Origin of the sequence: Rhodococcus sp. BUPNP1 (genome assembly GCF_002215235.1) — a bacterium.
Classification (GTDB): domain Bacteria; phylum Actinomycetota; class Actinomycetes; order Mycobacteriales; family Mycobacteriaceae; genus Rhodococcus.
The window spans coordinates 60614-84954 of record NZ_NERM01000021.1 but is presented as its reverse complement, the minus strand read 5'-3'; the positions used below and the strand labels follow the sequence as shown (position 1 = coordinate 84954).

Annotated in this window: 24 protein-coding genes; 8 read left to right on the top strand and 16 right to left on the bottom strand. The window is 66.0% G+C overall.

All coding sequences use genetic code 11. The features are described from left to right. The first annotated feature begins 329 nt into the window (after positions 1-329). Both B9C99_RS19560 and B9C99_RS19555 read left to right on the top strand, forming a co-directional pair. Positions 330-929 carry a phosphatase PAP2 family protein gene (locus B9C99_RS19560; RefSeq protein ID WP_253250140.1) on the top strand — a complete coding sequence of 200 codons (600 nt, stop codon included), beginning with the start codon at positions 330-332 and terminating at the stop codon, positions 927-929. Positions 930-1124: 195 nt separating this feature from the next. Continuing rightward, positions 1125-2024 carry a phosphatidylinositol mannoside acyltransferase gene (locus B9C99_RS19555; protein ID WP_088899015.1) on the top strand — a complete coding sequence of 300 codons (900 nt, stop codon included), beginning with the start codon at positions 1125-1127 and terminating at the stop codon, positions 2022-2024. 30 nt (positions 2025-2054) lie between these two features. Here B9C99_RS19555 and B9C99_RS19550 read toward each other — a convergent pair whose 3' ends face one another. From B9C99_RS19550 to B9C99_RS19540, 3 genes are all read right to left on the bottom strand, one after another. Beyond that, the gene (locus B9C99_RS19550; protein ID WP_088899014.1) at positions 2055-3215 is read right to left on the bottom strand and encodes an AI-2E family transporter; all 1161 of its coding nucleotides are present in this window, start codon (positions 3213-3215) and stop codon (positions 2055-2057) included. Then, a complete protein-coding gene (locus B9C99_RS19545; RefSeq protein ID WP_088899013.1) occupies positions 3212-3715 on the bottom strand; it encodes a hypothetical protein in 504 nt (167 codons plus the stop codon). The genes B9C99_RS19550 and B9C99_RS19545 overlap by 4 nt, the downstream gene beginning before the upstream one ends. A 328-nt stretch (positions 3716-4043) precedes the next feature. After that, the gene (locus tag B9C99_RS19540; protein ID WP_088899012.1) at positions 4044-5834 is read right to left on the bottom strand and encodes a glycoside hydrolase family 15 protein; all 1791 of its coding nucleotides are present in this window, start codon (positions 5832-5834) and stop codon (positions 4044-4046) included. 480 nt (positions 5835-6314) lie between these two features. On the opposite strand from B9C99_RS19540, the gene B9C99_RS19535 reads away from it, so the two are divergent. Further along, positions 6315-6803 carry a hypothetical protein gene (locus B9C99_RS19535; RefSeq protein WP_253250139.1) on the top strand — a complete coding sequence of 163 codons (489 nt, stop codon included), beginning with the start codon at positions 6315-6317 and terminating at the stop codon, positions 6801-6803. A 291-nt stretch (positions 6804-7094) separates the two neighbouring features. Here B9C99_RS19535 and B9C99_RS19530 read toward each other — a convergent pair whose 3' ends face one another. Beyond that, positions 7095-7853, bottom strand: coding sequence for a DUF6544 family protein (locus B9C99_RS19530; RefSeq protein WP_253250138.1), 759 nt, complete (start codon positions 7851-7853; stop codon positions 7095-7097). A 268-nt stretch (positions 7854-8121) separates the two neighbouring features. Between B9C99_RS19530 and B9C99_RS19520 the strand changes: the two genes are divergently transcribed. After that, positions 8122-8808 carry a ZIP family metal transporter gene (locus B9C99_RS19520; RefSeq protein ID WP_088899026.1) on the top strand — a complete coding sequence of 229 codons (687 nt, stop codon included), beginning with the start codon at positions 8122-8124 and terminating at the stop codon, positions 8806-8808. A 26-nt stretch (positions 8809-8834) separates the two neighbouring features. Here the strand turns inward: B9C99_RS19520 and B9C99_RS19515 are convergent, their stop codons facing one another. The 4 genes from B9C99_RS19515 to B9C99_RS19500 form a co-directional block, all read right to left on the bottom strand. Beyond that, entirely contained in the window at positions 8835-10466 is a 1632-nt protein-coding gene (locus B9C99_RS19515; protein WP_216359311.1) for an ABC transporter permease, read from the bottom strand. Next, positions 10463-11398, bottom strand: a complete 936-nt coding sequence (locus B9C99_RS19510) for an ABC transporter ATP-binding protein (protein WP_088899007.1) — start codon at positions 11396-11398, stop codon at positions 10463-10465. Before B9C99_RS19510 ends, B9C99_RS19515 begins: the two co-directional genes overlap by 4 nt. Positions 11399-11644: 246 nt before the next feature. Then, positions 11645-12445, bottom strand: coding sequence for an HAD-IIA family hydrolase (locus tag B9C99_RS19505; protein ID WP_088899006.1), 801 nt, complete (start codon positions 12443-12445; stop codon positions 11645-11647). Between the two features lie 78 nt (positions 12446-12523). After that, positions 12524-12778: a hypothetical protein gene (locus tag B9C99_RS19500; RefSeq protein WP_088899005.1), complete on the bottom strand. Its 255-nt coding sequence runs from the start codon at positions 12776-12778 to the stop codon at positions 12524-12526. A 697-nt stretch (positions 12779-13475) separates the two neighbouring features. On the opposite strand from B9C99_RS19500, the gene B9C99_RS19495 reads away from it, so the two are divergent. Further along, positions 13476-14159: an ANTAR domain-containing protein gene (locus B9C99_RS19495; RefSeq protein WP_253250137.1), complete on the top strand. Its 684-nt coding sequence runs from the start codon at positions 13476-13478 to the stop codon at positions 14157-14159. A gap of 37 nt (positions 14160-14196) precedes the next feature. Here B9C99_RS19495 and B9C99_RS19490 read toward each other — a convergent pair whose 3' ends face one another. Together B9C99_RS19490 and B9C99_RS19485 are read right to left on the bottom strand one after the other, a co-directional pair. Then, positions 14197-14631 (bottom strand): VOC family protein, encoded by a 435-nt coding sequence (locus B9C99_RS19490; RefSeq protein WP_088899004.1) that lies wholly within the window; start codon positions 14629-14631, stop codon positions 14197-14199. 150 nt (positions 14632-14781) lie between these two features. Beyond that, positions 14782-15093, bottom strand: coding sequence for a hypothetical protein (locus B9C99_RS19485; RefSeq protein WP_088899003.1), 312 nt, complete (start codon positions 15091-15093; stop codon positions 14782-14784). Between the two features lie 303 nt (positions 15094-15396). Here B9C99_RS19485 and eat point away from each other — a divergent pair, with 303 nt between their 5' ends. Beyond that, positions 15397-16851, top strand: a complete 1455-nt coding sequence (eat, locus tag B9C99_RS19480) for an ethanolamine permease (RefSeq protein ID WP_088899002.1) — start codon at positions 15397-15399, stop codon at positions 16849-16851. A gap of 30 nt (positions 16852-16881) precedes the next feature. Here the strand turns inward: eat and B9C99_RS19475 are convergent, their stop codons facing one another. The 3 genes from B9C99_RS19475 to B9C99_RS19465 are packed head-to-tail and all read right to left on the bottom strand — an operon-like array spanning position 16882 to position 19204. Next, a complete protein-coding gene (locus tag B9C99_RS19475) occupies positions 16882-17778 on the bottom strand; it encodes a sucrase ferredoxin (RefSeq protein ID WP_088899001.1) in 897 nt (298 codons plus the stop codon). A gap of 9 nt (positions 17779-17787) precedes the next feature. Further along, positions 17788-19020 carry a cupin domain-containing protein gene (locus B9C99_RS19470; protein ID WP_172415013.1) on the bottom strand — a complete coding sequence of 411 codons (1233 nt, stop codon included), beginning with the start codon at positions 19018-19020 and terminating at the stop codon, positions 17788-17790. Beyond that, the gene (locus B9C99_RS19465) at positions 18995-19204 is read right to left on the bottom strand and encodes a BatC protein (protein WP_088899000.1); all 210 of its coding nucleotides are present in this window, start codon (positions 19202-19204) and stop codon (positions 18995-18997) included. Before B9C99_RS19465 ends, B9C99_RS19470 begins: the two co-directional genes overlap by 26 nt. A gap of 228 nt (positions 19205-19432) precedes the next feature. Here B9C99_RS19465 and B9C99_RS19460 point away from each other — a divergent pair, with 228 nt between their 5' ends. Next, the gene (locus B9C99_RS19460; RefSeq protein ID WP_060653111.1) at positions 19433-19684 is read left to right on the top strand and encodes a DUF6480 family protein; all 252 of its coding nucleotides are present in this window, start codon (positions 19433-19435) and stop codon (positions 19682-19684) included. A 106-nt stretch (positions 19685-19790) separates the two neighbouring features. On the opposite strand, the gene B9C99_RS19455 is transcribed toward B9C99_RS19460, so the two are convergent. Then, positions 19791-20492, bottom strand: coding sequence for a TetR/AcrR family transcriptional regulator (locus B9C99_RS19455; protein ID WP_172415012.1), 702 nt, complete (start codon positions 20490-20492; stop codon positions 19791-19793). A 95-nt stretch (positions 20493-20587) separates the two neighbouring features. Between B9C99_RS19455 and B9C99_RS19450 the strand changes: the two genes are divergently transcribed. Continuing rightward, entirely contained in the window at positions 20588-21172 is a 585-nt protein-coding gene (locus tag B9C99_RS19450; RefSeq protein ID WP_016690760.1) for a dihydrofolate reductase family protein, read from the top strand. Between the two features lie 77 nt (positions 21173-21249). Here the strand turns inward: B9C99_RS19450 and B9C99_RS19445 are convergent, their stop codons facing one another. Beyond that, on the bottom strand, positions 21250-23097 hold the full coding sequence (locus B9C99_RS19445) for an NAD(P)/FAD-dependent oxidoreductase (protein ID WP_088898998.1): 1848 nt from the start codon (positions 23095-23097) through the stop codon (positions 21250-21252). A gap of 232 nt (positions 23098-23329) precedes the next feature. Next, complete coding sequence (locus tag B9C99_RS19440) at positions 23330-24340, bottom strand: cyclase family protein (protein ID WP_088898997.1); 1011 nt, start codon at positions 24338-24340, stop codon at positions 23330-23332. Position 24341: the final 1 nt, after the last annotated feature.

Below are 24341 nucleotides of genomic sequence, written 5' to 3'. Positions count from 1 at the left end.
CGCCCAACCCGCCCGGCGAGATGGGTGGCGGCGGCGCCGTGTCCGGTCCGTGCCGACCCGAGGAGGAGGGCACCGTCACGTTCACGCCCGACATGCGGAAGCAGCAGTGCACCGGCGGACAGTGGGTGTTCATCCGCTGATCGGCGGTCCTCCCCGAACGGGACGCGGCGCAGGCTCGAGGTTCCTCGTCACCCCGCCCTACCTGCCGGTCTGCAGCCGGTCGAGGTGGCGCGATAGCGTATTCGGTCATGGTCGTCACCGAGAGTTCACCTCCTGTATCCCCGCGGTTGGTCCGCTCGATGTTCATTCCTGCTGTAGGAGTGGCGCTCGTGCTGACTCTTCTCGCGGCGGCGACGGTGCCGATGCGCGACCGCCTGTACCTGTCCGTCGCCCAGACAGTCGAGGGATCCTTCCTCGGACCGCTCGCAGGTCTCGTCGCCGACAAAGGACTGCTCGTCCTCGTCGCCTTCACCGGGGTGCTCGCGGCGTGGCTGTGGCGGAACGATCGACGCAGCTTCGGCACCCTCGCCGTCGGCGGCATCGGTGTCGTGGGCGCCTACCTGTCGAGCGAACTCGTCAAGCTCGTGGTGACGGAGCCGCGGCCGTGCCGCGCACTCGGCATCGAGACGGTGCTGGAATGCCCCGAGGTGGGGGACTGGTCCTGGCCGTCGAACCACTCCGTCATCGCGGCGTCGTTCGCCACAGCGTGTGTCCTCGCGGCTCCGCGTCTGATCTGGCTGGTCGCTCCGCTCGCCGCAGTGCTTGCCTTCTCCCGGGTCACGGTGGGGGTGCACTACATCCACGACGTGCTGTCGGGCATGGCGCTCGGCGTGTTGGTGGTCGCGCTGGTCGTCGTGGTGCTGATGCCGTTCGCGTCGCGGCTTCCGATCCTGTCGCGCGAGGCGCCGGCCGTCCCGCCCACGGGGTAGGCGCACCGAATACAACACACCGAATCCGGCTGTCGGCAGAGCGAATCTGCAGGCAGCCGGATTTCTGTTGGCAGGTCGGACGGGACGCCACCGCCTCGAAGCTGTCGCGGTCGTGCACCTGATGGGTTTCATGCTGCTGTCGAGCCCTGTCCCCGGCGTCGTCATCGTTGTCGACCTCCGAGTTCGGGGTACTCGATGCGCATGAAGGATCGGGCCTGGGATCTCGCCTACGCCGCCGGTTGGTGGGCGGTATGCGCGCTACCGGAAAAGCCGGCGAGGCGCCTGTTCGAAATGGCCGCGGATCGAGCGGCCCGAAAGGGCGGTCCGATCCAACTACGCCGCAACCTCGCCCGGGTCTTGTCCACCACTCCCGATCAGGTGCCCGACGAACTCGTGAGTGCGAGTCTGCGTTCCTACGCGCGGTATTGGTGCGAAGCGTTCCGGTTGCCGTCGATGGATCCGGTACGGCTGGCCGAAACCATCGACTCCGCGGCCACCGGTCTCGAACACATCCACGAGGCCGTCGCACGTGGGCGCGGCGCAGTGCTGGCGCTTCCGCACAGCGGGAACTGGGACCTGGCGGGAGTGTGGATCGTACAACGGATCGGCACACCAACCGTCGTCGCCGAGCGGCTGCAACCGGAATCGTTGTTCCGCCGCTTCGTCCGATTCCGTGAAGGCCTGGGTTTCGAGATCATCCCGCTCACCGGCGGCACCGTCCCACCGTTCGAACAACTGACCGCCCGGATCCGGGAGGGACGGTTCGTCGGGCTCCTCGGTGAGCGTGACCTGACAGGAGTGGGCGTTCCGGTCACCTTCTTCGGCGAACCGGCCTGCATGCCTGCCGGCCCCGCCAAGCTCGCGATCGATACCGGTGCACCGCTGCTGCCGGTGCACTGCTGGTTCACCTCGGGTGGCTGGGGGTTCCACGTCGACGCACCGATCGATACCGCAGGCGGCGTACACGCCACGACCCAGAGGCTGGCCGACCGGTTCGCCGCCGGCATCGCCGCGCATCCCGCCGACTGGCACATGCTGCAATCGGTGTGGACCGCCGACCGGCGGGACCGCACACAGACACCCGGCAGGGAGTGACGAGGCCGGTTCTTGCGGCGTCGCCGATGATCAGCCGCGGTCGAGACGCGGGAAGAGTACTTCCTGTGCGATCAGGTGGACCGCGGCGGCGAAAGGAATCGCCACCAGTGCTCCCACCAGGCCCAGCAGGGCGCCGCCGATCAGGACAGCGATCAAGGTACTCAGCGCGGGTACCTCGACCGAGCGTCCGATGATCTTGGGTACGAGCAGATAATCCTCACCGAGTCGGAAGGCGACGAAGAACACGATCGTCGCCACACACACCGGCACCGACACCGTCAACGCCACCCCCGCCACCGCGATCCCGGCAATCGTCGAACCGATCAGCGGCACCAGGTCGAGGACGGCAACGAACACTCCCAACAGCAGAGCGTAGGGCACGGAGAATGCGACGAGCCACACGAAGGTGGCTGCGCCGGCGATCACGGAGATGAGGACGTTGCCGAGCACGTACGAGCCGACCTTCGCGAAGATCTCGTCGCCCAGCAGGATCGCCCGGGGGCGCCGGGAGTGTGGGACGAACCGATACAAGGTGGCACGTAGGCGGGGTAGATCGGCAAGGAAATAGATCGTGAGCACCGTGACGATGAGGGTGTCGGTCAAGGCGGTGAACACGGCCTGCCCGGCTGTGACGATTTCTCCCAGCACCGATGTGCCCGCGCCGCCCCAGAACTGGGTCAACCGGTGCTGCAAGTCGAAGCGGGCGTCGAGACGCCCGACCCACGATGTCGGCTCGGTGAGTTGTTCGAAGTAGTGCGGTGCGGCAGTGATCAGCGCCGACGCTTGCTCGGTCAACGGTGGAACAGCCGCAGCCACCAGTGCTGTGAGCGCGGCGCCCCCGACAACGAACACGCCCGTGACCGCCGCCCATCTCGGGACCCGCCGGGCAGTTACCCACCGCACGAGCGGTTCGAGTCCGAGAGCGAGGAAGAACGCGACACCGATCAGGATCAGGATCGACTCCACAGCCCGTGCCGCAAGCACGACCGCGACGGTGGTCAGTGCACCGGCCGCGGCAGTCATCCCGGTGAAGAAGGGAGAACGGCGATCAAATCGGGGACCGAGCGTGCCGCGAGGGGAACGGTCGCTGCTCAGCGTGGCTGCAGCCCGTTCGGCTGCAGCGATCGGGTCGGGGTCCGGGACTCGCTCGGAACCGGAGTCGAGCGGTGGATCACCGTCTGGTCCCGTCATGGCCGGACCCCGCGGCCAACGAGGTCATATCTGCCTGCGGTATACGAATATTCGTCGTCGACGTGGGGTTGTCGCGTCCGAGGGGCCGCGTCCGAGTGAGCCGCGACGTCGCCCCACGCCGCCCGTGAACCCGATCCACCGACACGGTAGACCTGCACGACCATGACGACGGCGGTGACCAGTGCCAGGGTGGCGGTGACCAGTGCCAGGGTGGCGATGAACAGGACCGCGGCGAAGTACACCATCGTGTCGCCCAGTTCGGTCTGGACATCCACGGCCGCAGATCGATCGACGTGGTCTTCGAGCCATTCACCGGCCTTCGTGGTGAGCGGAGTCAGAACCGATACGACGGTCGCGAGAGCGACGGTCGGCCGGACGAGTTGACGTCGAGCAGCAGGCCACACTCCACACACTGCGACCAGGCTCGCGATCACCGGAGCAAGAACCATCATGAAATGGGCGAGCAGTACATGCGCAGGAAGGCCGCCGACAGTCGACATGAACCCAGTATTCGAGTACGTACGCCGATATGGACACGACTTCGGACACATCCACGAAAATGGCATCTGCACAGCCCGCAGCCCCCTGCCTTCTCGGACGGAGGAAAGACGCCCTTCTCGGGCGCACCGCTCTCAACCTTTCCTGCCGCTCTCGTCGCAACTCTTGCGATCGACGAATCACCCAGGACAACAGATCATTCGTGGCACGAAGAAGTGCGACGAACTGGATGCGGATGCGAAGTGACCGGAGATCGAGTCCTCTCAGGGTTCGCCCGAGGAGGACGCACTCTCCACGGATCGGATCTTTACGCTGGTACGCTCCCGGAGGTCAACGCGGGCCGGGCCGATGGGTGCCGACAGGATACCCGGACAAATGCCGTGCAGTGTTGACCAACGCTACGTGACTGAACGCCTGAGGGACGTTGCCGAGTTGACGACGGGCTTGGGGGTCGTACTCTTCGGCGAACAATCCGACGTCGTTGCGCACTGACAGCAATCGATCGAAGAGCTTGTGAGCGTCCTGGACGCGACCGGCGCCGTACAATGCGTCGGCGAGCCAGAAACTGCACGCCACGAACGTTGCTTCGGGTTCGGCGATGCCGTCGACCTGTTCGAGTTCGGGGCGGTAGCGCAGCAAGAATCCGTCCCGGTCGAGGTCACGCTCGACGGTGGACACGGTGCCGACCACGCGGGGATCGTCCCACGGCAGAAAGCCGGTGCGGGGTATGAGCAGCAGCGCCGCATCCACCCCACGGCTGCCGTAGAACTGGGTGAAAGTGCCACGGCGTGCATCGAATCCCTTCTGCAGAATCTCGGCATGTATCTGTTCGCGCAGAGCGCGCCACCGGTCGACCGGACCGGGGAGGCCGAACCGCTCCACCGCCCGGACGCCGCGATCCACCCCTGCCCAGGCCATCACCTTGGAATGGACGAACGGGCGAGGCCGACCGCGTATCTCCCACAGCCCGTTATCGGGCTCCTGCCAGTGACCTTCGAGGAAATCGAGCAACGCCACCTCGATGTCCCATGCGGGGTCGCCGCGCAGACCGCTCTCACGGGCCAGATGTAGGCAGTCGAGTACCTCACCCCACACGTCGAGCTGGAACTGTCCAGCGGCGGCATTGCCGACGCGTACGGGTACGGAACCGTCGTAACCGGACAACCACGGCAGGGCGAATTCCGGCACTCGCCGTGCTCCGTCGAGTCGGTACACCATCTGCAGGTCCGCGGGGTCCCCTGCTACTGCCCGTACCAGCCAGTTGCGCCACGCCTTGGCCTCGGCGACGAATCCGCAACCGAACAGGGCTTGCAGAGTGAAGGCGGCGTCGCGTAGCCAGCAATATCGATAGTCCCAGTTACGGCTGCCGCCGATCTGCTCGGGCAGTGACGTGGTGGCCGCGGCCACGATGCCCCCGGTCGGGCGGTAGGTCAGGGCCTCGAGAGTGATGAGCGAACGATGTACCTCGTCGGTGTGCTCCCCGCTGTAATCGCACGAGTCGATCCAGTCGGTCCAGTATCTGTCCGTGTCGGCGATCGCCTGGCGTGCATCGAGCGGCCGAGGAGCGTGCTCATAGGACAGGCCATAGGTGAGCACGAACGGAATGTCGTCCCCCGCATGGACGTCGAACTGTCCTGTGGTTCGCATATCGTGCCCGTGTAGCGGCACCGGAGTGCGGAGCCAGACCTCATCCGGGCCGGCAACGGCGGTCAGACATCCCGGAACTCGGCGTACCCACGGGACGATATGCCCGTAATCGAACCGCAGCCGAAGTTCGGTCTGCATCCGCACGGAGCCGGTGACGCCCTGGACCACACGCACGACGTCGGCGGTCTCTCTTCGCACCGGCATGCAGTCGACGACCCGCACCGATCCTGTTGCTGTGACCCACTCGGTCTCCAGGACCAATGTGTCGTGGCGGTACGCCCGGTGAGTACACACACCGCCTGCTACGGGAGCAAGCAACCATCGGCCCGCCTCGTCGTCGTGGAGCAGCGCCGCGAAGCAGGCAGGTGAGTCGAAGCGCGGCAGGCACAACCAGTCGATCGATCCATCGCGGCCTACCAGCGCGGCAGTGTGCAGATCCCCGATCAACGCGTAATCCTCGATGCGCTGGCGCATACGTCGACCTCTCCGACGTCGAGACCCGCTACCAGTATGAGACCTGATCGCGCCGAACCGACAACCGAGGTCCCTGCGTAAGCACTTCGTTCTGATTCCGCGATGGCGTCGACCGTCCCGGCACGACACGCATGCCCGACCACGGATAGCTACTCGTGTCGGTGCATTGCCGGTGGTCGGTCTCGGTGTATGTCGCACAGGTGGGGGGGAAAGGAACAACGGTCTACCGGTCGTTGCCCTGTTCCGTAGAGGCCTTGCGCCCACGAATGCGACCAATGGCTCTACAGTACGAGCTGCCGACGACCGACACTGGGGACAGAACAATACTGAGGGCCGAACAACGACGTCCCGGAGAGTGCGATGAGTCGCGAAATCTCGGTAGCGGTTCGGTGGTGGCGCCTGCGCCCGTGGAGCGCGAATCCGCTCATGCGCGGCAGTGATCGGATCGAGGCCCTCGCGGTTGTGCTCATGGTGGCAGTCGTGTTGCTGCTCGTGCCCATTGCCGCCGCCGTCGGAACCGTCTCGTATACGCAGCTGGCCGAACGATCGCACCACGCGATCACCGGTGGACGGCAGGTGCCGGCGATCGTTGTCGACAATGATCCAGAAGATATGTCCGTGCGAGACCCCCTGTCCGAAAATACGTCTCGTATCGGTCCGATGATCGCTCGGTGGGATGTGGAGGGCACTGAACACACCGGCCTGGTCGATCTCGGAACCCGTGTCGAGGCGGGGGAGACGGTACGCATCTGGGTCGACGAGGCCGGCAATTACATGTCGGCGCCTCGTACCGGATCCGAGAACGCGATCGCCGCGCTCGGTACGGCGCTGGCGTTTCTCATCCTCGGAGTCGTCGGCTGCGCGCTCACGCTACTCGGGCTCCACGGCGTGATGACCAGGCATCGGATGGCGCGGTGGCAGCAGGAATGGCAGCAGGCGCGTCGTTTGCCGGGATGGCCCATCGGTTGAAGGCACAGGCCGGTGTGCGGTTCGCGAAGTCCTTTCGATCCGCAGGTTCGGTCCGAACACCGCCTGCACCGGCCTACCGCGAACGCACATCCGCCGTCTCCCGCGCTGCGCACGATCCGGACTTCCTGTCCGTGTGCACCCCGCACAGCGACCACGGACGCGGAGGCCCGCATGAAGATGACGCGCTACTGGCGGCTCATCCGGCCGTTCGTCGGGCACATCATGCGCGCGACGGTGAGCACCATCGCCGCCGGCGCGAAGTAGCCACAGCACCGGATTCGTCGCGCGGGGTCAGAAGAAGTCGGCGGTGGTGATCTCGGCGCGGAAGAACTCCCTGTCCGCACCGGTGCCAGTGTCCCAACTGGCGCGGATCCGCGAGGCGATGGTGATGCCACCGAACCTGCGCTCGGCCTCGACCGCGACGATGAACGGATACCGACCGAACTCATGATTGTCGGGGTTGCCCCACCGCAGCATCCGCACCCCGCGCAACGCCCCGTCGTCGGCGACGTCCAGCCGTACGGTCTCCTCCCGACCCTCCACCGTCCAGGTCGCCGAGGCGACGAATTCGTCGCCGCGCCACCGTGCGAGAGGAAACGACGTAGGCACGAAGATGCTCTCCCCGGCCAGGCGGCCGCCCGCACTGTCGCTGACATCCGGGCCTTCGGCGGACATCAGGGGGACGAGGCCGGCCAGACGCCAACGCATCTCGCCGCTCCCGTCGGTGAAACGGTCGTACCCGGACACAGGCACCGGGCCGATCCGGGCGGTCGCAGCCCAGACGAATCCCGTCGTCGGAGCAAGGAGCTGGACGGCGGTGAACGGTCGCCAGGATCCGAGCCTGATCTGCCCGGACATCTCGAGTCGTGCGGCTGCGGCCATCGGCGTGCCCTCGGCAACCGCATGGTTGATCCAACGTCTCGCAGCAGGTGGCAGGGATTCGGTCATGGCCGGCACGAACCGCTCGCTGCTGCCCCGAACCTCGGACAGTGCGCGCCAGTGTGCGCCGACATGATGAGCGGAGCGAGGAACAGTTGGTGCACGGCCCATGCGCACGAATCCTTCGCCGGTCGACTCGGCCCTTCACGATGCTTCGCTCGGACTCGGTCCTTCATCGTTGGGTGGGCCGAAATTCGCTGATTCAGCAAATTATGCCTGGCAACCGTGTCCGCGCCGACGGAATCGTCGATCGCCGCGTCGTAGAAGATCTCGCCGAGTCGGTCGGCGATGACGTCCCGGGGTATCCGGTCGCCGGGACGGAAGAGGTACACATGAGCGAAACGGGTAGAGGACGGTGTCGAAACGGGGGATCGGTTCGATGTTGACGGCCTTGTGGTACGGAATGGGGACCGCTGTGCCCTTGCTCCTCGGAGCTGCGATCGGCCTGCGTTACGACCTGCCCCGCCCGGTGCTCGCGGGATTGATGGCCTTCGGTGCCGGTGCGATGGTGGCGGCGGTCTCGACCGAACTGTTCGCCCCGGCCTTCGCGGACCGAGGATTGTGGGCGGCGGGCGGGGCCCTGATGCTGGGAACCGTCGTCTACGTCGTCGCCGACCGCGCGATCGAGAGCAAACTCGGCCCTGCCGCCCTGGGGTGGGCGCTGATGCTCGGCGCGCTGCTCGACGGCATCCCGGAGAACGCCGCGCTGGGGACGACTCTCGCGGGCGGCGCCGGTGGAGTCGTGTTGCTGGTGGCGGTGGCGGTGGGCAACATCCCCGAGTCGGTGGCAGGTGCGGCGTCGATGCGGTCGGCCCTTTCGCATCGCGCCGCACTGCTCATCTGGGGTATGACGTCTGTTCTGCTGGTGGCGGTGGTCGTGATCGCCACTGCATTCGCCGACTCTCTGCCGTCGGCGGGAATCTCGTTGATCCAGGCGTTCGCCGGAGGCGCCACCATCGCAGTGATCGCCGACTCGTTGATGCCGGAGGCCTATCGAGAAGGCGGGTGGTGGGTCGCCATCTGCACTTCCTTGGGCTTTCTGGTCGCCTTCGCTCTCGGTGCCTGAACCGGAACCGAACGAGACGCGAACCGTCATGTGAGATCGCGTCGGCGGAACCCGATCGCTCCGACAACGACCAGGACGACCGCGAGGAGTATTTCTCCGAGCACCGGCACCGGCGTGAAGGTGGCGCCGGGCAGTTTCGGCAGATGGCCGAACGGTTCGGCATCGAGGGCCCACTGGGGAAGCTCCGCGAGCGAGCCGATGCTGAAGATCAGCAGAAACATCACGTAGACCGCCCACGCGGCCGGTGTGAACCGTGGTAGCCACCCGAACAGCACCATCGTGACGCCGACACAGATCCAGACCGCGGGAAGCTGCACCAGAGCACCGGCGAGCGATCCGGGCGCAGTGCCGGCGACGTCTCCGATCGCGGCGCCGTAGGTGAGCGTCACGGCTACACCGGCCGCGAACAGTGCCACCGCCGGACCGAGGATTGCGAACATCAGGTGGCTCAGCACCCAGCGAAGTCGACCGACCCGGCCGGCGATGATCGAGTCGGCGCGGTGCGCGGTTTCCTCGTAGTGCAGTCGCAAGGTGGCGGAGATGGCGTACGCCGACGCTGCGATACCGAGCATGGTCAGTGCCAGCGCCACGAATGCGTCTTCGAGCACGGTGGTGCCGCCGAGCCGGGCGATGATGGCGTCGGTGGCTTCGTTGTCGCCGAGCTGGGCGCCGAGCCCGTGGGCGGCACTGCCGAAGAGCAATCCGTAGAGGAACAAGGCGATGCTCCAGGCAATCAGGGAACCTCGGTGCATCCGCCACGCGAGGCCGAGGGGTCCGGCCAGACTCGGCCCGGCGGCCCGTGCGCCGGGGCGCTCGGCGAGCAGTCCGCTGCCCAGATCACGGCGGTGCAGCAGCACATAGGCCGCCGCGACGGTGATCACCGTGACGACCGCGTGCAGCAGCAGCACCCACCAACGTTCGTCGGCGAACGGACGCAGTTGCAGCGACCAGCCCTGCGGGGACAGCCACGACAGCGTCCCGGACCCGGCGTCCCCGACAGCGCGCAACGCGAAGAACACCCCCAGGGTTCCGAGCGCGATACCGCGTGCCGGACGTGCCGAGGCGGTCAGTTGTGCGGCGACCGCCGCGATCCCGGTGTACACCAGACCGCATGCCGCCAGCGCACTTCCGAAGCCGATCGAGCCGGCTGCCGGCAGGTCGTGCAGGTACAGCACGAGCGCGAACGACGTTCCGACGACGATCGACGCGCCGGCGGCGACGAGCACTGCGGCCGTGAGTTCGGCGTATCGGCCGACGACGGTCGAATCGACCAGTTCGGATCGTCCGGACTCCTCCTCGGCACGGGTATGCCGGATGACGGTCAGGATCACCGCGACCCCGATCGCGGTGTACAGCGCACCGGCCTTCCAGATCGCCACGGCCCCTGGCGTGGCTGCGAAGATCGGCCCGTACATCGCGATCAGAGCCGGGCTGGCCGAGGTCGCGACAGCGAAGCGCTGCAGATCCGCCGCGGTGGGGTAGACCGACTCGATGCTGCCGGCATAGGTCATCGGCAACAGCACCCCGATGACGAGGACCCACAGTGGCAGCACGATCCTGTCGCGACGCAGACACAGCCGCACCAGTTGCGTCGTACCGGTGAGATTGCCCGGTGCCGGGCCGGGGCGGAGGGAAACAGAGGCCGCAATCGTGGTCATGTCAGCTCCTCGACCTCGACGGCGACCCGGTTCTCCGGTCCGTTCTCCACCCGGTAGTGCCGCAGGAACAGTTCCTCGAGCGTCGGGGGTGTGCTGATCAGGCTGCGCACCCCCGCGGCGCCGAGCAGACGGACGAGATCACCGAGGCCGTCCTCGTCCACCCGGCAGTGCAGCGTCGTGCCGTCGAAGACGACGTCCGTGACGCCGGGCACCCGCCGCAGGTCGCCCGGATCACCGACCAACTCGGCGGTGATCGACATGCGTCCGAGATGGCGCATTTCCTCGACCGCACCGGAATCGACCGTCCGGCCGTCACGAATGATGGTGACCTTGTGGCACAACGCCTCGACCTCGGAGAGGATGTGGCTCGACAGCAGGACGGTGGAACCCCGTGCCACCGCTTCGCGGGCACACTCGCGGAAGACCTGCTCCATCAGCGGGTCGAGACCGGAGGTAGGTTCGTCGAGCAGCAGCACCCGCGCATGCGACGACAACGCCGAGATCAACGCGACCTTCTGCCGGTTGCCCTTGGAATAGCTTCGGGTCTTCTTACGAGGATCGAGTGCGAACCGCTCGATCAGCTCGTCGCGACGGTGTTCGTCGAGTCCGCTCCGCAGCCGGGCCAGCAGATCGATCGTTTCGCCGCCGGTCAGTGACGGCCACAAGGTGACATCGCCCGGCACGTACGCGACATCGCGGTGCAGGGTGACCGCCTCGGACCAGGGATCGAGTCCGAGCATCCGTACCCGTCCGGAGGTGGGCCGCAGAATCCCCAGCAGAACACGCAAGGTCGTGGACTTGCCGGCGCCGTTCGGCCCGAGGAAGCCGTGGATCTCTCCGGCGTCGACAGCGAGGTCGAGTCCGTCCAGTGCGTGGACGTGACCGAAATGCTTGTGGAGGTCGCGTACCTCGATCACATGTTGCGCGTCCATCTGCGCTCCCGTCCTGTCGTGCAGGGTCGGTGCATCCGTCGGCCGGACCGGACGGTGGGGCTCGGGCACCGATCTGCCATCCACTGTGACGAGTTCGCCGGTCGGACGGCAAGGGTCCTTCGTCGGGACATCCGGGGGAATCAATGACGCCGGGAGCCCGACTGCGGTACCGGTCCTCCGGTCCGGCTGCTCGTCACCGGTGTCCTCACCGGATCCCGTCGACAATCCGGCCCATCGATACCGTGATCAGAACGGATTTGCCGTGGAGCCAACCAGATCCGCGACGGAGTTGATGACGCGGGTCGGACGATAGGGGAATCGCTCGACGGACTCGCGGGTCGAGATGCCGGTCAGGACCAGCAGCGTCTGCAGGCCGGCTTCGAGGCCGCAGACGATGTCGGTGTCCATGCGGTCGCCGATCATCAGGGTGTGTGCGGAGTGCGCACCGATCGCACGCAGGGCAGACCGCATCATCAAGGCATTGGGCTTGCCCACGAAGTACGGTTCGCGGCCGGTCGCGCGGGTGATCAGCGCCGCAACGGCGCCGGTGGCGGGAAGCGAACCCTCCCGTGACGGGCCGGTCGGATCCGGATTGGTCGCAATGAACCGGGCACCGCGTTCGACCAGACGAATCGCGGTGGTGATCGCCTCGAAGGAATAGGTGCGTGTCTCTCCGAGGACGACGTAGTCCGGGTTGCTGTCGGTGAGGACGTAACCGATGTCATGCAGCGCGGTGGTCAATCCGGATTCACCCACCACGTAGGCACTGCCGCCGGGACGTTGATTCGCGAGGAACGTCGCTGTCGCCAACGCCGAGGTCCAGATCGACTTCTCCGGAACGTCGAGGCCGGAGAGCAGCAGGCGAGCCCGTAGATCTCGGGGCGTGCGGATGGAATTGTTGGTGAGCACCATGAACGGCGTACCGGTATCGCGGAGTTCGGTCAGAAACGCATCGGCACCGGGAATCAGGTGATCCTCGTGCACGAGAACACCATCCATGTCCATCAGGTAATTCCAGACCGGCGCGGATGTGGGTTCTTCGCTCATTCTTCGAGTGTGTCACCGACTGTTCGGGTAGGCAGCCGATACAAGGTGATCACCCGACGACCGGTGTCGGCTCCGTACTCACCCGCCGAGGTTTGCGACGGTCGAGTCGAGCACGCCCGCCTGCAGTTCGAGGTCGCTCTCGTCGTAGTCCCGATCCTGCGGCAGCTGCTTCCGGAGGTCTTCTCTGGTGACCACGAGAAACGGTCGGTTCTGATCGGTCAGCTCTTGGCCTCCGACAACTCGGAACCGTCCCTCCTCCAGAACGAGTGCGGGGTCGTCGAGCGTCGAATCGAGGAGTTCTCGAAGGTCGGTGGCGGTCAACTTGGTGGGCACATGTCCTCCTGCACTTGCTCGTCTCTCGAACTGTTGTGTCCTCTCGGAGGTACCCGGTCGGGTGCCGACTGAACCCGGTGTTCTTCGGGCGACGTCGCGGGTCGGCACTATCCTCGGCGAGTGCATCGGCAGCGAATACCCCTGTGACGGTATGTGTCGCCTCGACTTACGAAATATCAAGGGACCGGGTGCGTTCGGTCGCCTCTCGGCGAAAGGCGCAACACGGCTCCAGCCGAACGGAACTTCCGTGAAGGCAATGGGTTGAGCCCGGGGGACACGAATACGCACCCGATCCGCCCAGCACAACGCGACCCGATACCCATCTATTCCCGGTGGGGACAAGCGTGCGGACGCCGAACGCCTCCGCGACGGACTGTGACCACGGACATCTTTGTTGATGCTTCAACCGGCGTACGATCGAGACCACTCATGTACACAGACTTCGCCACACTCGGCGGAACTCTCATCTGGTTCGCCGCTCTCATCGCCCTTACCCACATCCTCGGCCACACCCTCTGACCTTCCGACCCACGGTCGGCCACCCGATGCCTGAGAGGTGTCTGCCGAACACCCAGAAGGTGCTCTTCACACCTCCGTGCCGGCAATCGCGGGTAACGTGGGTGGTACGGGCACCTTGCCCGCCACTTTTTCGCCTTGACATGCGGCATCGTGAAACAGGCGGAAGAGGCTTCCCAACATGGCCGAATCGATCGAGATCTTGATCAAGGCCCTTGGAGATCTACGAAGACCACCGAGCGGACTGCACGATCTCGGCGAAGCGTTGCGCGCAGTGACCGCGGCTGCGGCCGCCACGATCGCCGGGGTCGAGTGCGCCGACATCGTGCTCATCGGCAAGAACATCTTCGAAGCCCACGGAGCGACATCGTCGTTGTCCCGGGAACTCGGTCGGATCCAACGCGACGCCGGTGGCCCCTGTATCGATGCTGCCGGACTCACGAGCGTGGTCTACAGCAGCGACCTCCGATCCGAGATGCGCTGGCCGCAGTTCACGGAAGAAGCCCTGATGGTCGGGGTCGGCAGTGTCTTGTCCTTCCAACTCCACACCCGCACCGACATCGCCGGTTCGCTGAACCTGCTCGCATCGAAACCGCAGGCCTTCGACGGTGCCGCGGTGGCACTGGGCATCGCACTGGCGGCGCAGGCCGCCGCCGAGCTCACAGCTGCACGTGCTGAGCTGCATCTGCGCTCGGCGTTGGCCAGCCGAGACACCATCGGCCAGGCCAAAGGTCTTCTGATGCAGCGCTGCGGCGTCGACGCCGCCCGCGCCTTCGTCATGTTGCGGATGCTGTCGCAGGATCTCAATATCGCCCTCGCTCGCGTTGCCGAGCAAATCGTCGAGGACCACACCACTTCCCTGTGATCGGTCGTCGGATCACGGAGCGTCGAAGCATACGGGCTCAGTCCAAACAGAACTCATTGCCTTCGATGTCCTGCATAACGATGCAGGACTCGTCGATGCCGTCGGCATGCAGAACCTTCACCTGCGCAGCGCCGAGCTCGACCAGCCGGTCGGATTCGGCTTGCAGAGCAGACAGGCGTTCGTCACCCTCCAAGCCTGTCCCGACGCGGACGTCGAGATGTACCCGGTTCTTCACTACCTTTTCTTCGGGTACTCGCTGGAAGTGCAGCCGTGGCCCGGCGCCGGTCGGGTCGGCGCACACGAACGCGCGTCCCTGCGACTCTGCGGGCAGGCTTGCGTCGTAGTCGGTCCATGTCGCGAACCCGTCGGGCGGCGTGGGCACCTCGTAGCCGAGAACAGCGCACCAGAAGTGCGCGAGTCGCTCGGGTTCGGTGGAATCGAACGTGACCTGTACCTGCCTGACCGATGCCATGCGGGCCACCCTAGGGAGCAGTGCCAGAACGAGCAACCGCATTTTCGGACGCGATATCGCACTCGGTCGTCGAACCGAAGGTCGATGGTGGGCATCGATTCTCGCTACCACGGACATGGACACCGACAACCGATGGTCGTATCCGCAGTCTCAGTGCTCGCCCACCGGGTAGGCGAGGGTCTCGCGTGTCAGATGGAACAGGCCGGGCATCAGCAGCGCAACGACGATCACCACGACCATCTTGTCCATGGTCGGCAGGAGCGCGATCGCCAGACTCGGAGCTCCGACGACCAGTCCGGCGACCGCAACATTGCGCCCTGTCTTCACCCGGGTACGCCCAGTGGCAGAGAGCGGACCTTCGGATCGGCGCACGACCCTTCGATGAGCGTTGTAGACCACCGATGTGCCCCATCCGAACGCCGCCACGGCCACGATCGCTACCGCCAGCAGCAGCGCAGTCACCTCGAATCCTCCACGTGTCGTCGATGGGTAGGGGACCGCCCGCAGGCTACATAACCGCGCGTTCCATTACAGGCCCGCAACGGAGTTGCAACAGTCTTCTCCGATACTCGAGAAACGAACAGACACCCTGTTCGCCCGGGAGGATGCTGGATCATCCGAGTTACACGACGGCACTCCATCTCGTTGCGCGATTCTCTCCATGACCAGGAGGTAGCCCATGCACGCCGGCCGCGGATCGCGCAACGTTCCACCACCGTGGCGGCGTGATGCCGCCGTACGAACCGATCGCTTCAGGGAGACGGAATGTCAGTCGTAGAACCATCGAAGAGTTCGGGAACCCGTAAGCATCACGACGGCGCCGACTTCCATGCCGAGAAGAGCGAATACCTCGAAAAACGTTCATTGCGCAAAGGAACCGCCGGGTGGGTGCTCCTGGCGGGACTCGGTGTCAGTTACGTCATCTCCGGTGACTACGCGGGATGGAACAACGGACTCGCCGAAGGCGGATTCGGCGGCTTGCTCATCGCCGGCGTGGTCATCGCGGGCATGTACTTCGCGATGGTGCTCGGGATGGCCGAGTTGTCGTCGGCGCTTCCGGCCGCGGGCGGCGGATACACCTTCGCCCGCCGTGCACTCGGCCCCTGGGGTGGATTCGCCACGGGCACGGCCATTCTCATCGAGTACGCGATCGCACCTGCAGCCATCGCGACGTTCATCGGCAGTTATGTCGAATCGTTGAACATCTTCGGGATCACCGACGGATGGTGGATCTACCTCGCTGTCTACGCCATTTTCATCGGCATCCACCTCACCGGTGCGGGCGAAGCGCTCAAGGCGATGTTCGTCATCACCGCCATCGCACTTGTCGGACTCGTGATCTTCGCGATCTCCGCGGTTGGTCTGTTCGAGTCCGACAATCTCACGGACATCGCGCCGACCGATGCCGTCGGTGCCTCGGGCTTCCTGCCGTTCGGCTATTTCGGTATCTGGGCCGCGGTCCCGTTCGCTATCTGGTTCTTCCTGGCGATCGAGGGCGTTCCTCTCGCCGCGGAGGAAGCGCGCGAGCCCGAGAAGAACGTGCCCCGCGGCATCATCTCCAGCATGCTGGTGCTCCTGGTGACAGGAGCGACAGTGCTGTTCCTGGCGACCGGTGCGTTGGGCGCCGAGGGGTTGTCGACCTCGGGTAACCCGCTCGTCGAGGCGCTGGGCGACGGGACAGCGGCCAAGGTCGTCAACTACATCGGGCTCGCCGGTCTGATCGCCAGCTTCTTCTCCATCATGTACGCGTACTCGCGGCAGACTTTCGCGTTGTCCCGCGCCGGCTACCTGCCGACGAGTCTGTCGGTGACGAATTCCCGCAAGGCGCCGATGCTCGCGTTGATCGTGCCCGGCGTGATCGGCTTCGTCCTGTCGCTGACCGGTGAGGGCGCGATGCTTCTCAACATGGCGGTCTTCGGTGCCGCCGTGAGTTATGTACTCATGATGGTCAGCCACATCGTGCTGCGCGTGCGCGAACCCGAGATGCGGCGTCCGTACCGCACGCCCGGCGGTGTCGTCACGACGTCGTTCGCGCTGGTGATCGCAGCGGCCGCTGTGGTGGCCACCTTCCTCGTCGATCCCGTCGCAGCTCTGTGGACGTTCGCCGCGTTCGCGGCGTTCATGGTCTACTTCGGTCTCTACAGCCGCCACCACCTCGTCGCGAACTCCCCGGACGAGGAATTCGCGGCTCTGGCGAAGGCGGAGGAAGAGCTGGGGTGACGACCTGCGGCTGGTTGTGCGGCCGTCCGCTCACACCGCGCGGACGGAGGTGGGTTCGTAGACCATGACCGAACCCGTCGGCGCTCCACGACAGGTCAATCGGCACGGGGGAGTGCGGTGGGCTTGCAGTTCGACGTCGACACGCTCCGGGTGTGGTGCACGACCGGCGAGCTGGACCCGCCAGCGATCACCCTCGCGCACACTCTCGGCGATCACGTAATCACTGCGCCCGGCCGGACCGAAGCGTCGGAGCGTGGCGGCGAGCGCGGCCTGCTGAGGCGGAGACATATCGGTGTAGCCGCGTAGATGGTGGTGGTGGATCCGGTCGAAGAAGTGTTCCTCGATCGTGAGGACGGACGATTCGGCGTCGAGACCGCCGTAGTAGACACCGTCGGGTACGACGACGACGTTGGCTGCGAACCGGTCTCCGCCCACGTGCGAGCATTCCCAGACCTGGTCGTGCCAGCGTTCGGCCAGAGCGCGTGCGACCGGCCGTCCACGCACAGCGCAGCACGGATCGTGGTGACCGTGAGCGCAGACCAAGAGGACCGAGGGGCCGCCGAGGTCGCCGGGAGTCTCGAGGGCGGTGACGATCTGCGTCAGATCCTCCTCGCGATCCCACGTTCCCCATTGCTGACGCACCGCGCCCGAGGTCTCGCGACGGAGCACCGCCCACTGGTCGTGCCCACCGCGGCGACGACGGCCCGGACGCTTGACCAGCAGTATTCGTGCGCGTGCAGCCTGCGCGGCAGAGAACACAGCCGTTTTGGTCGCGGCGTCGAGATCGAGCCCCTCGAACCCGTTCACCGGCCATCTGCCCCGATATTCGACGAGGACCCAGACGAATCCGCGCGGGGTCGTGCCGGCTATCGGATCACCCCGCAGTCGGGCACTGTCTGCGCAGAAGAAGCGTTCGGCTGAGGCCACAGTGCACCGTCACGGTTCCGCGGGGACGAGGATCCCTGCGCGCAACAGCCGCTCGACCAGGTCGATTCCGAGGCTTTTCGTCGGGTGGGGTTCGCCGTCGAGCAGGCGCGTGACAGACGGCAGTTCATCGTCCCGCACGGCGACACGGCCGACACGCGTGACCAGGTGCGAACCTTCCAGACACGCATACAGTGCGCTGCGGAGTTTCACCGTGGTGTCGGGGCCGAGATCGTGGACGGCGGCGAATTGGGCGAGCGGCCCCAGTGGTGCCGGGCGTGCCTGCTCCCGCCGGGCACGGTAGAACAGGGAGGTGACGTCCGCCTCGGCCAGTGCGGCGATGAGATACTCACGGACAGCAGTGATCTCGTCGCCCGGGTCGTCGAGTCCTATGGGCAGTGCGCCGCGCATCCCGGGATCGTCGCCGAGCGCAGCGAGTGCTGCTCGGGTCAGATGCTCCGCGAGTGCGTGGCGCGTCCACGTGTGGATGCCGACAGTGAGGTGGATGGAGATTTCCCCTCGGGCCTCGGCGGCATGGATCCAGCCGCGCGGCAGATAGAGGCAGTCGCCGGGTTCGAGCACCGTGTCGATGCACGCCGGCTCTGTCGCGGCTCGGGCGACAGCGGCGCGGTGATCTGTCCAGGGCTGATTGCGTAGCGGCGCCGGGTGGACGGGCTCGTGGATCACCCACCTCTTCGTTCCCTCGATCTGCACGACGAAGACGTCGTGGACGTCGTAGTGGTGGCTGAACCCCTGGTTCCGAGGTGGAGTGATGTACGCGTTGACCTGGACGGGATGTCCGAGTTCGTCGCTCAGAGCAGTGCCGAACTGCGAGATCGGTTCCCACGTGCGGTGCAGTGCCTGCAGGACGAGGGTGGCACCGTCGGCGAGGTGGCGCCAGAGCATCGTGTCGTCGAGTTGGTCGGAGATGGTCGCTCCGACACCGCCGGGGGAGGTGAACGACGAGTCCGGCAGTGTCGTCCCGTCCTTGGCGACGCGAAGAAAGGGCGTGCGAAGTCCTCGGCGCGAGATGAGTTCGTCGACTGCCTCGACGGAGAACAGGTCGGTGAATGTGCCGGCGCGACGCGTCAGCAGTGGTGCCCGCCCCCAGATCTCGGACGCGAACTTCTCCCGACCGATGTCGATCAGGCGGGTTTCCAGGACTCCGGCGTCCGTTTCGACGCCGGAGTCCTGGGCGCGGTGCGAGGAGTCCTCACACTCAGCTGCCGCCGTCGGCTCCGCCATCGGCTCCTCCGTCAGCCCCGCCATCGGCGCCCCCATCGGCTCCGCCGTCGCCGCCGCTGTCGGCGCCCCCATCGGCACCGCCGTCAGCGCCACCGTCGTGAACGCCCGGGCCGCCGACTGCGCCGCCGTCCGCCGGGCCTTTCTGGCCTTCGTCCTTGTTCGGATCCTGCTGTGGGTCGGTCATGATTCCTCCCGAGGTCAAAAGGCTTGGGAACAACGGCGTTACCGGCTCCCGGAGCCTGCAGCGGTGTATCGTTCGGCCGTTGTCAGCTTATCCGGGCGCATCGGTGGCCACGTCGATTCCGGGATCATCGAATCGTTGTCCCAGGCGTTGTACCCGCGAACCCACGCGCTCGGCGTCGCGTAGAAGAAAGTCGAGGCGTTGCGCGCCGATTATCGGGTACAGGAGAGTATGGCTGACGAGAATCCCGACGCGTCCGAGTTCGACCCGCAGAACCCCGATCCCGCGAACACTCCTGGTCTCGAACCCGGGGGCGGGGTGGCGCCCGGAGATACTCCGCCCGCCGAGACCTCTGTGGGCGGTCCGCAGCACGAACCGCCACAGCGCCGCAGTGCCGGCGCCCTCGTCGCCATCGTGATCGCAGTGGTCGTGGCCCTGATGGTGGCCGGCGGTCTGATCATTCGAGCAATCGGGCTGTTCTGAACGATCGACGGAACGAAGGTGAAGAGGTACCGGAAGAACGAATTGCCTTGCGGTAGTTGAGGAGGGCGGGGGCGGGTCGCACCCACGACGACGTCACGCCGCCGTATCAGTCGATTCGATGCGACGGCGGGTTCGGTGCGCCCCACGTTCCGAGCCAGATCGTCTTCACATTGGCCAGCATCCGTCTCGACTCGGCTTCGGGCGGCCTGAGCGACCGGTCCTTGAAGAACGCCATGACGATCATGTCGGTCAGCGTCGCGACGAGACCCTCGTGGTCGTCCGACAGTGGGGTGATCTCCCCGGCAGCGGCATCCCGGCTCATCTGCGCCGCGAGTCGGCCGTTGAGCTCGGTGACCAGCGACGTCCACCGAGCGCTGAGCTTGTCGTCGTAGTTGACCGCCTGCAGGCCGGCGACCATCACGCGGTCGCGCTCGACCCAGGCGCGATAGGACGTGCCGAAGAGCCGGTCGAAATAGTCGGCGTGGGACTCACCGGCGCGGCGGTGGTAGCCGCCGATGCTGTCTGCCCAGTCGTCCCATGCTCTGCCGACCAGTTCGCCGAGAACCTCGTCCTTGGACTCGAAATAGAAGTAGAAGTTCGGTCGCTTGATTCCCGCGGCTTCGGTGATGTCCTTGACCGAGATGTCCACGGCCGGAATCTCGCGCAGGCACCGCTCGAACGCGTCGAGAATGGATTGCCGCTGGACCTCGCCGCGCGGAATCCGCCGACGTCGCCCGACGTCCTGGTCGGGTATCCGCGCTCCGGCATCCCCGCGGCTCACCGCTGACGGGGACTTGGTCGACTCCATGGCTCGCATCCTAGTGTCGCGTTGCGGTCGGATCGGGGCAGGCAGGACCTGCTCCGGAGGTAGCGTCGGGCACGTCGCGTGCCAAGGAGGGCTCCATGGGCAAAGTGGTCATGTACGCCTCGGTTTCGGTGGACGGCTTCATCGCGGACGAGAACGATCAGCCCGGACCGCTGTTCGACTGGTTGACCAGCGGCGACGTTCCGTTGGACGACAGCGGCTTCGTGAAGGTGTCCCGGACCTCCTACGACTACATCCGGCCGTACTGGGACGAGATCGGGGTGACGATCGCCGGTCGGCACGTCTTCGACATGACCGACGGCTGGGATGGAGAACCGCCGGCCGGGGTCGACCACGTGGTCGTCGTTTCGCACCGCCCGAGGCCCGATGGATGGCACCCCGAGGCGCCGTTCCACTTCGTCGACGGCATCGACGCGGCCGTGACCACGGCGCAGGAACTCGCGGGTGACCGCACCGTCGAGGTCGCCGCCGGCGAGGTCGGAGGCCAGGTGCTTGCCGCCGGCCTGGTCGACGAGGTGCGCATGGATGTCGTGCCCGTCGTGTTCGGATCCGGGAAGCGCTACTTCGGTTCGGTCCACGCGCAGCACCTGCTGGAGGATCCCGATGTGGTGATCCAGGGCGACAGGGTTCTCCACCTGCGCTATCCGGTGCGCCGCCGGTAGCGCGTGTGGCCACTGCGCGGTCGACGACCGAACAGTGGCCACACGGCACAGCGCTTCACGTCCCGATAGAGACGGGATCAGGCCTGGACCTCGACGGGGACCGCCGAACGAGACGGCTCGAACCTCAGACCCTCGAACTCCCGGGCCTCCCACCAGTCCTCGATCATGTTCCAGAAGTCGATCTCGCTCGAGTTGTAGACCTCGTTGAATACCGCCTTCGACACGTCGCCCTGACCGTTGTAGTAGCCGGGCGTGCACGCCGCCCAGTACGCCACGCGCGGTTCGTTCGATGCGCGGACCTTCGCGACCCACGAGGACTCGGCCTCGACGGTCGGTTCGAACGCGCCGATCCCTTCGTTCAGCACGTGCCGGATCAGGCGCGCCGCGTGCCGGGCCTTCCGGTCGAGCATGTACACGAAATTGACGTAGTAGGCGGTCTGGCTCATGCCCAGCTCGACGAAGTTGGGGAAGCCATGCGTGAAGAAGCCGTGCATGGTCTTCGCGCCGTCGAAGAAGTACTCCTGCATGGACCGGCCGTCGCGTCCGAGGACGTCGTAGCCGTAGATCCCGGCGGGGCCGGAGCCGGTTTCGAATCCGGTCGCGAACACGATGCAGTCGACCTCGTAGTGCTTGCCGCCGACGACGATGCCGTCGACCGTGATGCCGTCGATGCCCGTCGGCGCGGCCGCGAGCGTCACGTTCTCACGGTTGAAGGCGTCGAGGTATTCGTCGTTGAAACAGGGCCGCTTGCACATGTATCCGAACCACGGCTTCAACCCGTCGGCGACGGCGGGGTCGGTGACGATCGAATCGATCCGACGGTGTGCGCTCATGAGCAGCTGCATGTCGGCGATCTCGGCGACGACGGCCTGATCGGCCGCCGACAACTCCGCCATGGGCGTCTCGAGCAGATGCTGCCCCTTCAGGGCGGGGAACAGGTGCGTCCAGCCGTCGTCGACATGGTTGCCCTCGACGTCGTGGCCGGAGATGATCCCGTTGAAATTGTCGTGCCGCTCGTACTGCCAGCCCGGCTTCAGCGACGCCGCCCAAGCAGGGTCGGTCTTCCGGTTGTTGCGAGGCTGCACGACGCTCGGCGTCCGCTGGACCACGACGAGTTCCTTCGCGTCCGCGGCGAGGTAGGGGACGACCTGGACGCCGGTGGCGCCGGTGCCGACGACGGCAACGCGCTTGTCGCGCAGGTTCTCGAGGTTTCCGGCGGGCGATCCGCCGGTGTAGTCGTAGTCCCAGCGGCTGGTGTGGAAGATCTTGCCCGTGAAGTCGCCGATGCCGGGGACCTTGGGGAGCTGCGGCTTGGTCAGTGCGCCGTTCGAACGCAGGAGGAATCTGGTGAGGAAACGGTCGCCGCGATCGGTGGTCACCTCCCAGCGCTGCTCGGCCTCGTCCCAGGTGGCCTGCGTGGCGCGGGTCTGGAAGTAGGTCCGCTCGTAGAGGCCGTAGTGGCGTCCGATGCGCTGGGCGTGTTCGAAGATCTCGGAGCCGTCGGCGTATCGCTGGGTGGGGACGTATCCCGTTTCTTCGAGGAGCGGCATGTAGATATGCGATTCGATGTCGCACTGCACACCGGGGTACCGGTTCCAGTACCAGGTGCCGCCGAAGTCGCCGCCGTATTCGACGATGCGGAAGTTCGTGATGTCGTTCTGCGTGAGGTAGGCGCCGGCGGTGAGTCCGCCGAAGCCGCCGCCAAGAACGAGGGCGTCGAGTTCCTCCGTGACGGGTTCGCGATTGATCGGCTCGACGAAGGGGTCGTGATCGTCGACCTCGAGCACGTCGGAGAGTCCCTGGAACTGGGCGAGGGTGTCGGGCCGGATCCGCTTCTTCTTGTCCACCTCGAAGCGTTCGCGCAGGTGGTGCGGGTCGAAGTCGAGGTCGAGGGGGAGCTTCGAGTCGGGGAGGGTGAACGCCATGGGGGAGTCCTTTGTGTGCGTGCGTCCTGAGCCGAGTCGGGCAATGAATCGTGGGGAAACGCGGCTGGACGACCAGTCGAGATTACTTGACGGTGTGTCAAGTTGTGACCGAGGTTACGTCGAGTATGTGATGGGCGCAACACCCGGAACGAAAACGGCTGCGCCTCCGGCCAGGTTCTGTCGGCGAGAGGCGCAGCCGTTCGCTCCGGATTCGGAGGAGTCGAAGACAGCGTCAGAAGATGGCGGTCGGATTCACCGGCGTCCCTGCTCCACCGGTGATGTTCAACGGCGATGCGGTGAGGAAGAATTCGTAGCGGCCTTCGCGGGCGCACTCCGCGGCCAGTTCTTCGAGCCACCAGATCTCGCCGAGGGTGAGTCCGAGATCGCGGATCAGGCGTGCGTGCAGCGGGTAGACGCCGCCCTCCTCGGCAGGTTCCACCTCGACCGCGACGTTGTCCACGGCCAAAGCGGCGATCTCCTTCTCATGGATCCACGCGACCGTATCCGCGCCGAGGCCCGGTGCGCCGGCACCCCAGAACTCGCTCTTGTCGGTGAGCGAGTAGAACCACGGCACGTGTCCGGTGCGGATGGTGAGGATGTCTCCGGTGCGCACCTCCACGCCCTGGGCCTGCGCGCATCCGTCCAGTTGTGCGGCGGTGATCGGAACACCCGGTTCACAGCGCTCCACCCCGCGGTACTTCGGCAGATCGAGCAGGACGCCACGGCTGGTCAACGAGTCCTTGAGGTTGCTGATCGCGCACTTCTTCGCGCCGGCCACGCCCTCGACGTTGCCCATCCAGAACCCGTTGTACATGGCGTCGGAGCTGAAGATATGGGCGAGACCGTCCCACTGGGTGCTGCCCTGCAGCGGCATGAAGATGTAGTCGTCGGCGCCCTGGAAGCCGGGAGCGACGCGGCCGAGTTCGGTTCCGACCGTCCAGTCGGCGCCGCTGTAGCCGAAGAAGTGCACCACATTGGGGCGCGTCGGGTGCACGGGGCCGGTGGAGTCGAGGGGAACGGCGAGGCTGATGGACTTGCCGGATCGGATCAGTCCCGCTGCAGCGCGGACGACGTCGGGGGTGATGAAGTTCGCGGTGCCACGTTGGTCCTGGTCACCCCAGCGACCCCAGTTGTTCGGGACGTTGTCGTTCGTCAGCCCGATGACCTTGCCGTTCTCGTCGACACTGAACACCGGGGGAGCCCAGGTCTGGTCGGTGAATGTGCCTTCAGCGGTTCTACCCATG